The sequence below is a fragment of the Psychrobacter sp. LV10R520-6 genome (genome assembly GCF_900182925.1).
Classification (GTDB): Bacteria; Pseudomonadota; Gammaproteobacteria; order Pseudomonadales; family Moraxellaceae; genus Psychrobacter.
Genome location: NZ_LT900024.1, coordinates 306,497 through 320,072 on the forward strand (window position 1 = coordinate 306,497; position 13,576 = coordinate 320,072).

At 43.6% G+C, this 13,576-nt stretch carries 10 protein-coding genes; 9 read left to right on the forward strand and 1 reads right to left on the reverse strand.

All coding sequences use genetic code 11. The features are described from left to right. Positions 1 to 493: 493 nt before the first annotated feature. Entirely contained in the window at positions 494 to 1,423 is a 930-nt protein-coding gene (locus U1P77_RS01370; protein ID WP_321156579.1) for a polyprenyl synthetase family protein, read from the reverse strand. Between the two features lie 675 nt (positions 1,424 to 2,098). Between U1P77_RS01370 and rplU the strand changes: the two genes are divergently transcribed. The 9 genes from rplU to nuoG all read left to right on the forward strand — a co-directional run bounded on the left by rplU (position 2,099) and on the right by nuoG (position 13,560). Continuing rightward, positions 2,099 to 2,410 carry a 50S ribosomal protein L21 gene (gene rplU / locus U1P77_RS01375; RefSeq protein ID WP_201557454.1) on the forward strand — a complete coding sequence of 104 codons (312 nt, stop codon included), beginning with the start codon at positions 2,099 to 2,101 and terminating at the stop codon, positions 2,408 to 2,410. Positions 2,411 to 2,500: 90 nt separating this feature from the next. Further along, a complete protein-coding gene (gene rpmA / locus U1P77_RS01380) occupies positions 2,501 to 2,758 on the forward strand; it encodes a 50S ribosomal protein L27 (protein WP_201557456.1) in 258 nt (85 codons plus the stop codon). 519 nt (positions 2,759 to 3,277) lie between these two features. Next, positions 3,278 to 3,979: an outer membrane lipoprotein periplasmic chaperone LolA gene (lolA, locus tag U1P77_RS01385; RefSeq protein ID WP_321155653.1), complete on the forward strand. Its 702-nt coding sequence runs from the start codon at positions 3,278 to 3,280 to the stop codon at positions 3,977 to 3,979. 942 nt (positions 3,980 to 4,921) lie between these two features. Continuing rightward, entirely contained in the window at positions 4,922 to 5,551 is a 630-nt protein-coding gene (ndhC, locus tag U1P77_RS01390) for an NADH-quinone oxidoreductase subunit A (RefSeq protein ID WP_321155654.1), read from the forward strand. 131 nt (positions 5,552 to 5,682) lie between these two features. After that, the gene (locus U1P77_RS01395; RefSeq protein ID WP_321155655.1) at positions 5,683 to 6,351 is read left to right on the forward strand and encodes a NuoB/complex I 20 kDa subunit family protein; all 669 of its coding nucleotides are present in this window, start codon (positions 5,683 to 5,685) and stop codon (positions 6,349 to 6,351) included. A gap of 176 nt (positions 6,352 to 6,527) precedes the next feature. Beyond that, positions 6,528 to 8,303, forward strand: a complete 1,776-nt coding sequence (gene nuoC, locus U1P77_RS01400; protein WP_321155656.1) for an NADH-quinone oxidoreductase subunit C/D — start codon at positions 6,528 to 6,530, stop codon at positions 8,301 to 8,303. Positions 8,304 to 8,484: 181 nt separating this feature from the next. Then, positions 8,485 to 8,994 (forward strand): NADH-quinone oxidoreductase subunit NuoE, encoded by a 510-nt coding sequence (gene nuoE / locus U1P77_RS01405; protein WP_201557481.1) that lies wholly within the window; start codon positions 8,485 to 8,487, stop codon positions 8,992 to 8,994. Next, the gene (gene nuoF, locus U1P77_RS01410) at positions 8,991 to 10,415 is read left to right on the forward strand and encodes an NADH-quinone oxidoreductase subunit NuoF (RefSeq protein ID WP_321155657.1); all 1,425 of its coding nucleotides are present in this window, start codon (positions 8,991 to 8,993) and stop codon (positions 10,413 to 10,415) included. The genes nuoE and nuoF overlap by 4 nt, the downstream gene beginning before the upstream one ends. 10 nt (positions 10,416 to 10,425) lie before the next feature. Further along, positions 10,426 to 13,560 (forward strand): NADH-quinone oxidoreductase subunit NuoG, encoded by a 3,135-nt coding sequence (nuoG, locus tag U1P77_RS01415; RefSeq protein ID WP_321155658.1) that lies wholly within the window; start codon positions 10,426 to 10,428, stop codon positions 13,558 to 13,560. Positions 13,561 to 13,576: the final 16 nt, after the last annotated feature.

The window sequence follows — 13,576 nt, forward strand, 5'->3', positions numbered from 1 at the left end:
TTAACGTGATAGATGTGATAAAGAATATGCATTCAACGCTGCTAATATCTATCAGTTGCTAAACACATAAAGATAAGCAGTAGACGCATAAGAAACGGATAGGCATATTTAATTTAATCGACTATTATAAACTATAGGGTGTACCCCGCAGTCAAGCGATTTAAAACCAGCTTTGCCCCATAAAACCATCTCTTAGTTTTTACTAAGTGCAAAAAACACCGACAACACAAGCGTTACACGAAAAAATGGTTAAGAAACTTTATAATAACCTCTGAGTCAGAAGATTGTTAAGTTTTGTTGTATAAATGAATTTGAATAAAATCAATCAATTAATAAGGTATAAATCAAGTAAGAATATGAGCTGTCCAGAAAACAAAGGGTTTAGCAATACTTAAATGTGAACGCTAAAATAGCTAGGCATGAACGGTCACTTTAAATCCACCGTATAAACGAGTGATAAAAGCAATAGCATTATGCCAGAACAGCTGTAACCTTACGACAAACGTGCGCTGGCAAGCTCAGTCAACTGGTATAATCCTTGACGATGGCGGTTATCGGGTAGAGTGGCGAGTGCTTGCTGAGCGAGTTTGGTCTCTTCCAAAGCACGCTGTTTACAGTAATCTAATGAGCCCGAACCGCGCACTAGCTCAATCAATTGTTCCGCGTTCGGCGTTTTACCAGTCTGTACGGCAATTCGCAATTGCTCATAGCCGTCTTGATCCGTGTCTTTTAATAACTCAAGTGCCTTAATCGTTGGCAGAGTAGGCTTGCCTTCTGCTAAATCATCGCCTAGGTTCTTGCCCATCACCTCACTGTCGCCACTGTAATCAAGCACATCATCGACAATCTGAAACGCGTTACCAAAGTGCTGACCAAAATCTGCTAATGCTTGAAGGTGCTGGGTTTGATCTTGTAAGATAGCGGCCCCTTGGGTAGCCATCATAAATAACCGTGAGGTTTTGCCATCAATGATACGCAGATAGTCAGCCTCAAGCGCGGTAGGGTTATGTTGATGCTGAAGCTGCAATACTTCACCTTCGGCAATATCGCAAGTACCATCTGAGAACAATTGCAATAAGGGTAAGCTTTGAAAGCCGACCAATAAATTAAACGCCCGGGCGATCAGATAATCACCGACTAGCACCGCCGTGGCATTGTCCCATGTGGCATTAGCAGTAGGCTTGCCGCGGCGCTGTCCTGATTCGTCAATCACGTCATCATGTACCAAAGTTGCGGTATGCAACATTTCAGTAATGGCCGCCAAATGCATCGCCTGCTGTGACGGGGCATCATGAAACATTCGTGCACATAACAAAGTAATCAGCGGGCGCATCCGTTTGCCACCCGCGTTAATCACATGTTGTGAGACGCTCATCACTAGTTGGACTTTGGAGTTAAGACTACCAAAAACTTGCTTATCCATAATATCAAAATCATCAGCAACGATGCTTTGGATATCGGCATAGCTTGGTGTGGATAACAACAAGGGGGCAGATTCATTAAATGAGTCATTAGATAAAGAAGTACTGGTCATAAGGATAGTCATATCAATTAGAATAAAGAGAAAATTTTGATAGCAAGACCTACCAATGCTATCGACCCGCTCATAATAGCATAGCTGTATGCTCAAATCGGAGACTAAAATGTGACATAAAATGAGCTCAGGTACAAAGCTTCATTATATTTATCACTCAATGCTTATCATTCAAAATTCATTATGAACCTTACTCAAAAATAGCTAAGATCGCCTCTAAAAATAACTAATAGTGATCAACAATAAAGACAAATAGATAAAGCGTTGTAAGTCACTGATTATATAAGTTATAATAACCCCCGTTAAATGTAGATCAGTAGTCGTTGTTCCTACTATTGATGTCTTGGTGTCGAGTGCCATATCAAATGGCTTAGATAATTAATGACCTCAATCTTGATATGAACAAGGATTATTGGTATTACCACCTCACAAAAACAAGACGAGCGGCTTGCTTTTATTAGCAAAAAGCCGTAAAATCTTGCTTTTAATTTTTCCCTGTCGTGTTCGTTGACGAAGCGTTAGTATCATACTAGCCACGGCACACGGGTTAAACGGAGTTATACAATGTACGCAGTAATCAAAAGTGGTGGTAAACAGCACCGTGTCGTCGTCGATGAATTGCTTAAAGTTGAACTACTAAAAGTAGAAGCTGGCGAAACGATCAAATTTGAAGACGTGATGATGGTTGTTGACGGCGATAACGTCAAAATCGGTCAGCCAGTCGTTGATGGTGCAAGCGTAGAAGTAGAAGTGGTTAAGCATGGTCGCGGTGACAAAATCCGTATTATCAAGCATAACCGTCGTAAGCATTATCACAAAGAGCAAGGTCACCGCCAATGGTATACCTTGTTAAAAATCAAAGCGATTAATGCTTAGTTACCAGCTTACTTATTAAAGCTTAACAGCGCACTAAAAGCTTAAGATGTATCGCACACGCGATAATCATATTAACAAGGAGATTTTCTCATGGCACATAAAAAAGCTGCCGGTTCGACCCGTAACGGTCGTGATTCAAACCCAAAAATGCTCGGCGTAAAAATCTTCGGTGGCCAAACCATCGTTGCTGGTAACATCATCGTTCGTCAACGTGGTACAGAGTTCCACGCTGGCGAAGGCGTTGGCATGGGTCGTGACCATACTTTATTTGCATTGAATGACGGTGTGGTAAAGTTCGCGACCAAAGGTAAATTCAACCGTCGCTATGTGATGGTTGAAGGCGCATAATTGTCGCTGTGCTATTAACTTATTGTGTTTAGATAAGTTCCTATAGTGAATAAAAAAGTCCTTATTACCAGCCGGTGATAGGGACTTTTTTATGTTTATATCTTATTCTTGTTTTGTTCTTTACTTATTAATTTTACTTAATATATCAATATTGCCAGAGGTATAGAAACGGTATAAACACAAGGGTGAAATAGTGTAAATTTCTTGGTTACAAGCGTGTATGGCAGGCGTAGTATTGATTGCAATTCAGGTCTAGGCGCGTAATAAAAAAGCTGCCACACTGTTGTCCTTGATTGAATGCTCTTGGTCAATAGTGCCGTGATAACTAATGATGGTTGGTTCTTATTTATTTATTAAAGCTAATAACTGTTAAAGCTAATAACTAACACGCAACATATTTGACCACAATAAATACACGGCTGATTCGATAACTAGCAAACTAATTGTGAAAGACCAATAATTAAAGAACGATTTTTAGAGAATAATTGATGTTTTATTTTTATTACGAGAGGAAAAACGATGACTTTATTAACTAAGCAAGACTCTAAACCAACAACGACTGCAAAACAGAAATGGATGAGTGGTGCTTTGGCCGGAGTATTGATGACTACATTTGGCGTTGCTGCGCCTATGGTGGCATTGAGCCAATCAGCGAACGCGGCTCCAGCAAGTAATCTAGTCGCAGCTCAGCGCTTAAACAAGCTATTAACCAATACTAAGAGTATGACTGCTAACTTTACTCAAACGACCAAAGGGGCAAGCAGCGGCACCTTTAAGGGCTCAATGAGCGTTCAGCGCCCAAATAACTTTCGCTGGGAAACCAAGTCACCATCAGAACAGCTGATTGTGGCCAATAGCAGCTCGATGTGGGTTTATGATAAAGATTTAGAGCAAGCTACCCAGCAAGCGGTAGACAGCCAAGTAGGTAATACCCCCGCACTGCTACTATCAGGTGACCCAAGTAAAATCGATAAAAACTTTAAAATTACTCAGCCTTATGCTACCAAGAACTATTACGTACTCTACCCTAAGTCAAGTGACGCCAGCTTTAAAAACTTATCCGTAAGTTTTAGTGGTGGCAAACCGGTAATGATGGTACTTAACGATACTTTGGGACAAACTACGTCAATTAAATTTAATGGTATCAAGCTCAACCCAAGTATTAGCAGCAGCCAGTTTAAATTCACGCCACCAAAAGGTGTGGATGTGATCAACCAGTAATCTGTAATTAAGCCTATTATGAGATAAATATAAGTAAGTCACAGAGAAAAGGATCAGCCGTAATTCGGCTGGTCCTTTTTTTATTGAGTAACTAAGAGTAAATCGCTAAATAATCAAAGATAAGTACCTATATCTTCTATTAATATTTGTTCAAAGTAGAGCAAGGACAGGTTGCAATTAGGACTAATAGGTTTACAATATCTGTCTACTTATAACGTATATCATTAAGCTTATTGACTTGAGCTGCTTAGTTGAATGTCTAGAATTGTGATCAGGCATTTTTTTAATTTTTAGCCGTAAGGTGTAATCTTGTTGTTACGCTTATTTGGGTAGGTTTTTAGGCTGATTTTTATGTTTGGTAAAGCAAGTATAAGCCATAGTCTATAACATAATTTTTTGCTCTAAATACATATTTAGTAGCATATAAAGTGACCACCCAATACAGTTATAAACTGGCTTTTGAGCCTTGATATGCGTATAGTAAGTAAACAGTTTATGCCAGTTATCACGTCATTGTTGACTACGTGTAATGAGTTATTAAATCAATTAAAAAAGTCACTATTTAAAAAGTTACTATTTAAATAACTAAGATATTGATTTAATAAGTTTATCCAACGTTGCTAAAAGATGCGTTTGACGACCAGCCCTTACCTAAGATTTATACTTAAGTATTTTACGGTTGGTATTGTTCTACACTGTCATTAATAAGCTTGATAATTGGTCATTACCAGCAAAGTGACCTATTAGTTATTTACAGTGACTCAAAGAAGTCACTTACCGTTGTTTAAAGAAATGACTTAACTTAATAATAAACAGTTACTTTGTGTTTTCGTCTGCGTCAGGTACGTTGTCATGTCATCATTTTGCTATTAATGCTAAGTTGCAATTAGTGATGGCGTGCGGTATTTATGACACTCGATTGGGTGAGGAGCACGTATTATCATGTTTGCCTTTAATTGGTCAGCAGTTGCTTTTGTTTTAGCCGCTATCGGCCTAGTTGTGTTTATGCTGGTCGTTCCGCGCTTGCTTGGCGGACGTTCTCACGGCTTACAAAAAGAAGAAGTATTTGAGGCAGGTGTTGTCGGATCTGGCAACGCCCACATTCGCTTGTCAGCGAAATTCTATTTGGTCGCGATCTTTTTTGTTATTTTTGATTTGGAAGCCCTGTATTTATACGCCTACGCAGTTTCAATTCGTGAAACTGGTTGGGCGGGATTTATTGCTGCTGCGACTTTTATTATCGACTTGCTGATTGGTCTGATCTATGCCTTAAGTCTAGGGGCACTAAACTGGGCACCTGCTGATAAGCTGCGCAAAAAAGCGCGTCTTTATGCGGCACCCGCCGGTTTCAATCTAGCAACCATCACTAAGTTTGATGGCGTTGATGAGCTAATGGTGGATCCTACTGGTAAGATTCCGGCGCAGTCATCAGGGCAAATCAACGTTTCAAATAATATTGAAGCCAATCGTCACCACCTACAAAATATCGATCATATCAATACCACAGGTAATATTACTTCTGTAGATTTTGCGGCGTCTGCTCAGAATACCAATGTTGAGCCCAATCGCTAGCAGATATTATGTAGCTAACCTTCTATTATATTCTATTAAATTAATAGTATGCCAGTTACGACATGCCAGTTACGACAATATATCTAAGCAATGTTATTGCCACGCTGCGCTTAATTTAAAGGTTGTATGTTATGAAATACACATTAACAAAAGCCGACCCAGATGCAGATAATTATCCTGCAGAGACTCGTCAAACTGTCAACGATCCTGTTGAAGATGAAGTCAATAAAAACGTCTTTATGGGTCGTCTAGAAGATCTAGTACATACGACGGCCAACTGGGGACGCAAAAACTCGTTATGGCCATTTAACTTCGGTACTTCCTGTTGCTACGTGGAATATGCCACTACTTTGACGTCGGTTCATGATTTATCGCGCTTTGGGGCAGAAGTTATTCGTGCCTCGCCGCGTCAGGCAGACGTAATGATCGTGGCAGGAACTTGCTTTATTAAAATGGCACCGGTTATTCAGCGCCTTTATGAGCAAATGCTAGAGCCTAAATGGGTTATCTCTATGGGTGCCTGTGCTAACTCTGGCGGTATGTATGACATCTATTCTGTGGTACAAGGCGTGGACAAAATTATTCCGGTTGATGTCTATGTACCTGGCTGCCCGCCACGTCCAGAAGCTCTGATTCAAGGGTTAATGTTACTTCAAGAGTCTATTGCCAAAGAGCGCCGTCCACTGGGTATTCATGTCGAAAATCAAGGCGTCTATCAACCGCAAATGACCCCTGAGCGTGATCGTAAGCAAGCGGATCGTATCGCGGTGAAGAACTTGCGGAGTCCGGACAGCATTTAGCTTACTGATTTTTGTTTAACGATTTTCGTCTAATGGTTTTTGCTTAATGATTAGTAGTCGTTAGTAGTCGGCAAGCTCAAAAGTTAATCGTTAATATTTATGCGCTCATCACACTCTAGTTATAAACAGTTTAGTTACAATTAATTAGTTATGATTAATGAAGGAAGACATCATTCATGGTCACGGTAGTTGAAAATACAGATCCTAAGATTAAACTTGTACCAGCGGTCATCAAAGAGCTGGAACATGAATATGCCGGTAAGTTTGTCGTGCAGCAGACCGTTGATGAAATTCCAACGGTGTGGGTGGCGCGCGCTGATGTATTAGACATATTAATGTACTTACGCAAGCTGCCTAAGCCGTATGTCATGTTGTTTGACTTATCGGCGATAGATGAGCGCCTGCGTCAGCATCGTCAGGGACTGCCAGCTAGTGACTTTACGGTGTTTTATCACTTGATGTCGCTTGAGCGTAATAGTGATGTACGTATCAAAGTGGCGCTCAGTGAAGATGACTTAAATATACCCAGTGCTACCAAGATTTGGCCCAATGCCAATTGGTATGAGCGCGAAGTATGGGATATGTTCGGGATTGTTTTTAGCGGCCATCCGCATTTAACCCGTATCTTATTACCTAAGTACTGGGAAGGACATCCGCTACGTAAAGAATATCATGCGCGTGCGACTGAATTTACCCCGTATTTCCTTAATAACGCCAAGCAGCAGTATGAGCAAGAAAACCTGCGCTTCGTCCCTGAAGAATGGGGCATGAAGCGTTCAGGGCGTGATGAAGACTTTATGTTCTTGAACATTGGTCCTAACCATCCCTCAGCTCACGGTGCCTTTAGATTGGTGTTGCAGCTTGATGGCGAAGAGGTCATTGACTGTATTCCAGATATTGGCTATCACCATCGCGGCGCAGAAAAAATGGCTGAGCGCCAAACGTGGCATTCTTATATTCCTTATACCGACCGGATTGATTATCTCGGCGGCGTGATGAATGAGCTGCCTTATATCATGTCGGTCGAAAAGCTGGCAGGCATCACTATTCCAGCTCGCGCTGAAACCATTCGCGTGATGATGAGTGAGTTTTTCCGAATTACCAACAATTTATTGTTTGTCGGTACGTTTATTCAAGATGCGGGTGGTATGACGCCCGTCTTCTATGCATTTACCGATCGCCAAAAAGCGTATGACGTGATTGAAGCGGTTACCGGTTATCGGATGCATCCGGCATGGTTCCGTATTGGCGGTACAGCGATGGATTTACCGCGTGGTTGGCAGCGTTTGGTTCGCGAGTTCTTGGACTGGATGCCCAAGCGTTTGGATGAATATGTCAAAGTAGCGATGATGAATAGCGTGCTTAAAGGTCGTACCCAAGGCGTCGCTCAGTATGATGCCAAGCAAGCATTGGCTTGGGGTGTGACGGGTGCAGGTCTACGTGCAACGGGTGTCGATTTTGATTTGCGTAAAGCGCGTCCGTATATGGGTTATGAAAACTTCGATTTTGAAGTGCCGCTTGGTCATAACGGTGATGCCTATGATCGCTGTATGATCAAAATCGAAGAGATCCGCCAATCAATGCGTATTATCAAACAGTGTATGGATAATATGCCCCAAGGCCCTTATAAAGCGGATCATCCTTTAACGGTACCACCACCGAAAGACCGTACCTTAAATGATATTGAAACTTTGATTAACCATTTTCTCTCAGTCTCTTGGGGTCCTGTGATGCCAGCCGGTGAGTGCTCGACGATGGTCGAAGCCACCAAAGGTCTTAATAGCTATTATATTACCTCCGATCACGCCACCATGAGCTATCGTACGCGTATTCGCACACCGACATTTGCGCATTTACAGCAGATGCCATCGGTTATTAATGGCTCATTGGTATCTGACGCTATCATGTATCTGGCCTCCATCGATATTGTGATGGCAGATTGTGACCGTTAGCGGTTACTAAATTGAAAATACAATGCTCAAAAGTTAGTGTTTAAAAGTTAATTGCTGTAGCTGTAATAAATAATCTAATCAATATGTTATCGCCAATAGGCACACCAAAACGCTGTAGCATTTCAACTGTGGCGACAGTCGCAATCTGACACAGCGTGATGAGTGAGGATAAAGACAAGATATGAAAATTGTTTCCGATAAAGCGCCAACAGTGAATGTGGCAAGTATTCTAACCGCTCAAGAAATTGAGGCTATTCACGAGTTTATGCACCATTATCCGCAAGCTCGTTCCGCTTCGCTAGATGCGCTAAAAATTGTGCAAAAGCGTAATGGCTGGGTTGATGATGCACAGGTCAATGCCATTGCCAATATATTAGATATTCCAGTAACGGATATCGATGGGGTTGCAACCTTCTTCAATCGAATCTATCGCCAGCCTGTTGGTCGTCATGTAATCTTAATTTGCGATTCAGTAGCGTGCTTCTTGACGGGTTACGAAGCGTTGTCCACTGAGCTAAGATCTCAACTGGGTATCGAGTATGGTCAGACCACTAGCGATGGCCGTTTTACAATATTACCGATTTGCTGTTTGGGCAACTGTGATAAAGGCCCTGCGGTGTTGATTGATGAAGATACTTATGGCCCTGTTCAGCCTGATGAAGTCGCCCAGTTATTGGAGCTATACGCATGAGATTAACCGTTTCAGAGCAGATTGCTCTTCGCAGCCAAGGTAAAGCGCCAAGCCAACTTAATGAGCAGCGCATCGCTGTTTATGGTGATAAAGCGACCGCTACTAGTGAAACCAAACCGCTGACATGGCGTTTAGCGCATCACGATGCGATATTAGACCTTGCTACTTACGAATCACTGCGCGGGTTTGAAGCGCTTAAAATGGCTTTGAATCAATCGCCAGATGCCACCCTAAATACGGTTAAAGAAGCAGTGGTCAAAGGTCGTGGCGGTGCAGGTTTCCCAGCGGGTATTAAGTGGTCACTAATGGCGCCACCCGATGGCGGGCCGCGCTACTTAGTTTGTAATGCTGATGAGATGGAGCCGGGTACTTTTAAAGATCGCTTGTTAATGGAGCGTTTACCATTACAGCTTATCGAAGGCATGATTATATCTGCTTATGCCCTTCGCGTAACGGCTGGTTATATCTTTATTCGCGGTGAATACATTCTGGCTGCTGAGCGTTTAACGGCTGCTATTGAAGAGTTAAAGGCCAATAATATCCTTGGCGACGATATCTTAGGCTCGGGCTTTAACTTTGATCTACATGTGCATACCGGCGTAGGTCGCTATATCTGCGGTGAAGAGACGGCGCTACTCAGTTGTTTAGAAGGTCGCCGTGCCATTCCACGTACCAAGCCACCATTTCCGCAAGTGTCAGGGGCATGGGGTCGACCAACGGTAGTTAACAACGTTGAAACCCTTCATAATGTGCCCGCCATTATTTTGCATGGCAGCGCATGGTATCAAGATTTGCCAAAGGCTAAAGGCGTGGTCGAAACCCCAGGCACTAAGCTGTTTGGTTGTTCCGGACTGGTTAATGATCCGGGTCTTTGGGAACTGCCTTTTGGTTATACCGCGCGGGAGGTTATTGAAGACTTCGCTGGCGGTATGCAAGAGGGACGCACGCTTAAAGCCTGGTTACCGGGCGGTGCGTCAACCGACTTTTTGACAGCTGATCATTTAGATGTGGTAGTAGATTTTGATACTATTCAAAAAGCTGGTAGCCGAATGGGTACAGGGCTAATTATGGTAGTCGATGAACAACAAGATATGGTGCCGCTACTGCGTAACCTTGAGCTTTTCTTTCAGCGTGAATCATGCGGTTGGTGTACACCGTGCCGTGATGGTTTGCCGTGGGGTGTTAAATTGCTCACTGCTATTAATGATGGCGAAGGGCAGATAGGCGATGTAGAGAAGCTTGAAGGCCTAACCCGTGACTTGTGGCTTGGGAAAACGTTCTGCGCGCACGCCCCCGGTGCGATGGAACCCCTCATGAGTGCGATTAAATATTTCCGTCCTGAGTTCGATCAAAAAATTGCACAGGCGGTTGGTGTAGATGTCATTGAGGCTGCAGCCAGTCAACAGCCAGTAGTGAAATAAGGAGAGCGGCATGGCAGTCATACATATTGATGGAACCACTGTCGAAGTAGATAGCGCAGACAATTTGCTCCAAGCATGCTTGTCACTCGGCATTGATGTGCCGTATTTTTGTTATCATCCTGCTTTAGGTTCGGTAGGTTCGTGCCGTCAGTGCGCGGTTAAGCAGTATAAAGACAAAGAAGACTTAGAAGCTGGACGCGGTAAATTAGTAATGTCATGTATGGTCGCGCCCACTGAAGATATGTACATCTCAGTCGATGACGAAGAAGCAAAAGCCTTTCGGCAGTCGATTGTTGAGTTCTTAATGACCAACCATCCTCATGATTGCCCAACTTGTGAAGAGGGTGGTCACTGTCATTTGCAAGATATGACTTATATGTCAGGTCATCACCGTCGCCGCTATCGCTTTACCAAACGCACCCATCATAACCAAGAGCTTGGGCCATTTATTGGCCATGAAATGAACCGCTGTATCGCCTGCTATCGTTGTGTGCGCTTTTATAACGACTATGCCGGCGGCGAAGATTTGGGTGTTTTTTCCTCGAGCAACCGGGTCTATTTCGGCCGTGATACTGATGGTCAATTTGAAAGTGAATTTTCGGGTAACTTGACCGAAGTCTGTCCAACCGGTGTATTCACGGATAAAACCCATTCTGAGCGCTATAACCGTAAATGGGATATGCAATATGCCCCTAGCATTTGTCATGGCTGCTCGGCGGGCTGTAATATCTCAGCCGGTGAACGTTATGGTGAGTTGCGCCGTATTGAAAACCGCTATAATGGGGAAGTGAATCGTTACTTCTTATGCGACCGTGGCCGCTTTGGTTATGGTTACGTCAATCGTGACGATCGCCCAACCCAAGCGCTTGAACGTATCAATGACAAACATGTCAAAATCAATATTGACTACGCCCTCGATGAAACCATCAAACGCCTCAAAGACAAAAAAGTGATTGGTATTGGCTCACCGCGCACCAGTTTAGAAACTAACTTTGCGCTAAAGAATCTAGTAGGTTTTGATAACTTCTCAACTGGTCTCAATCATCAACAACAGGCCTTAGTGAATAAATGCATTGAGGTGTTAAGTACTGAAGGTATTTATAATCCAGGCATGACTGACATTGAAAGCCATGATGCAGTGCTAATTTTGGGTGAAGATATCACTCAGACTTCAGCACGGGTGGCATTATCAGTACGGCAAGCCGCAAAAAATGAAGCCGTCAAAATGGCCGCCGCTGCCAAAACCCAAGAATGGCTAGCAGAACCGGTAGAACGTATCGCTCAAGGCGCGCTCAGTCCGGTTTATATTATCGACGTCACCCAAACTAAACTCGATGATATTAGCAAAGTCAGCGTGGTAGCGACTCCTGAAGATATTACTAAGCTGGGCTTTAAAGTTGCTGATGAGATTAACCTACTAGCAGATGACTTATCACAAATAACAGATCCGCAAGTGTCTGAATCTTCGCCTACTCAAGCATTAGAGCAAGATCAAGTAGAAGAGTCTGATCCTATGCAAGCGCTGGCACAGCAAATTGCTTATGACTTAGTACGAGCAGATCAACCGCTGGTTATCTCAGGTACTGGTTTGTCCTCTGTTGCGTTGATTGAAGCTGCGGCACAAATCACTCAGGCGCTCAGCCAAAAGCGTGCGGCTATCAAAGCGACTGAACATGAGCAAGTTGAAACTCACAATGCCAAGGTTCGTAATGAGAAGGTTCAAGCGGCTGAAGCAATTGCTGAAACTGCTCAGCCTACCGAAGATAAGGAACTGGCTGCCAAACCTGCTAAGCTTGAAACCGGTGCCGATAAAGAGGAACAAGACGATATTGAGCGTGAGCCAGCTACTGAGCTTGAGCTTAGAGAAAAAAATACCAACTATCGTGCGCAAGCAGGTATTTATCTGACCGTGATTGATGCTAATAGCATGGGCGTATGTCTACTGGGTGGACGGTCAGTAGAAGAGCTATTGGCGACGGACTTTGATGTGGTCGTGGTCGCTGAAAATCAGCTAACCGATGCAATTGATGCACAGAAACTCACGCAGCTACTAGCAGATAAAACTGTTATTGCACTCGATCATCAGCTATTAGATTGGCATAAAGATGTCGATATTGTACTACCAGCGGCAAGCTTTGCCGAAGCGGATGGAACATTGGTATCCGCTGAAGGCCGTGCTCAGCGATTCTTCCAAGTTTATGACAACAACTATTATCATCCGCTTAGTAGTATTAAAGAAGGCTGGCGCTGGTTGCACGCGGTTCATAGCAGTTTAATAGGTAAGCCTGTTGATTGGACCCAGCTTGATGATGTGATAAATGCTTTGATAGCGACCCATCCAAAGCTTGCCGGTATTAAGGACGCGGCTCCGGATGCTGATTATCGCATTACCGGTCTAAAGATTGCCCGTGAGCCGCGCCGCTATTCAGGTCGTACCTCGATGCGTGCGCAAATGTCAGTGCATGAGCCTATGCAGCCCAAAGATTTGGATACTGGTTTGACCTTTTCAATGGAAGGCTATAGCGGTAATCAGACGCCAAGCTCGATGATTCCTTTTGCCCAATCACCTGGCTGGAACTCACCACAAGCGTGGAATAAATATCAAGATAAAGTCGGTGGCAGTCTGAAGAACGGTGATCCTGGTGTGCGCTTATTTGATCAGCTACAGCGCTTAGCGATCCGTCAATATATTGCGCCGCAAGCAACGTCTCTGACCACTACGAATATTCAGCAAGGGCAAGCCAAGCTAGTGCCTGTTTATAATATTTATGCCAGCTCGATGATGGCATCACGTAGCCCAATCGTCGCTGGACAATTACCGATTGCCGCTTGGCGTATTGGTATTGAAGATGCTCAAGATTGGGAAATTGCGGATGGTGATTATTTAGCCATCGAAATTGACAACCAGCAAGTCACTTTACCTGTGCAACTGGTACATTATTTAGCCGAAGGGTGTATTGGTTATCCGGTCGGGCAGGTAGATATTATCCACCCTTCCCTGCCAGCTTCGGTACGTAAAGTTGATGAGCCTGTAGATGTTGTTACTATGACCGGTGCCATGGCAAACGATACTGCTGATGCTAATTCTAATGTTGATCGCGCGACGCATATAACAGCAGCGCCGACCACAACTCAGGAGGTGTAATATGCAAGTGACCCGT

What these genes read in the sequence shown, in the direction of transcription:
- U1P77_RS01395 (WP_321155655.1), top strand. Translation starts at nt 5,683, where the DNA reads ATGAAATACACATTAACAAAAGCCGACCCAGATGCAGATAATTATCCT.
- rplU (WP_201557454.1), top strand. Translation starts at nt 2,099, where the DNA reads ATGTACGCAGTAATCAAAAGTGGTGGTAAACAGCACCGTGTCGTCGTC.
- ndhC (WP_321155654.1), top strand. Translation starts at nt 4,922, where the DNA reads ATGTTTGCCTTTAATTGGTCAGCAGTTGCTTTTGTTTTAGCCGCTATC.
- U1P77_RS01370 (WP_321156579.1), bottom strand. Translation starts at nt 1,423, where the DNA reads ATGGATAAGCAAGTTTTTGGTAGTCTTAACTCCAAAGTCCAACTAGTG.
- nuoE (WP_201557481.1), top strand. Translation starts at nt 8,485, where the DNA reads ATGAAAATTGTTTCCGATAAAGCGCCAACAGTGAATGTGGCAAGTATT.
- rpmA (WP_201557456.1), top strand. Translation starts at nt 2,501, where the DNA reads ATGGCACATAAAAAAGCTGCCGGTTCGACCCGTAACGGTCGTGATTCA.
- nuoG (WP_321155658.1), top strand. Translation starts at nt 10,426, where the DNA reads ATGGCAGTCATACATATTGATGGAACCACTGTCGAAGTAGATAGCGCA.
- nuoF (WP_321155657.1), top strand. Translation starts at nt 8,991, where the DNA reads ATGAGATTAACCGTTTCAGAGCAGATTGCTCTTCGCAGCCAAGGTAAA.
- lolA (WP_321155653.1), top strand. Translation starts at nt 3,278, where the DNA reads ATGACTTTATTAACTAAGCAAGACTCTAAACCAACAACGACTGCAAAA.
- nuoC (WP_321155656.1), top strand. Translation starts at nt 6,528, where the DNA reads ATGGTCACGGTAGTTGAAAATACAGATCCTAAGATTAAACTTGTACCA.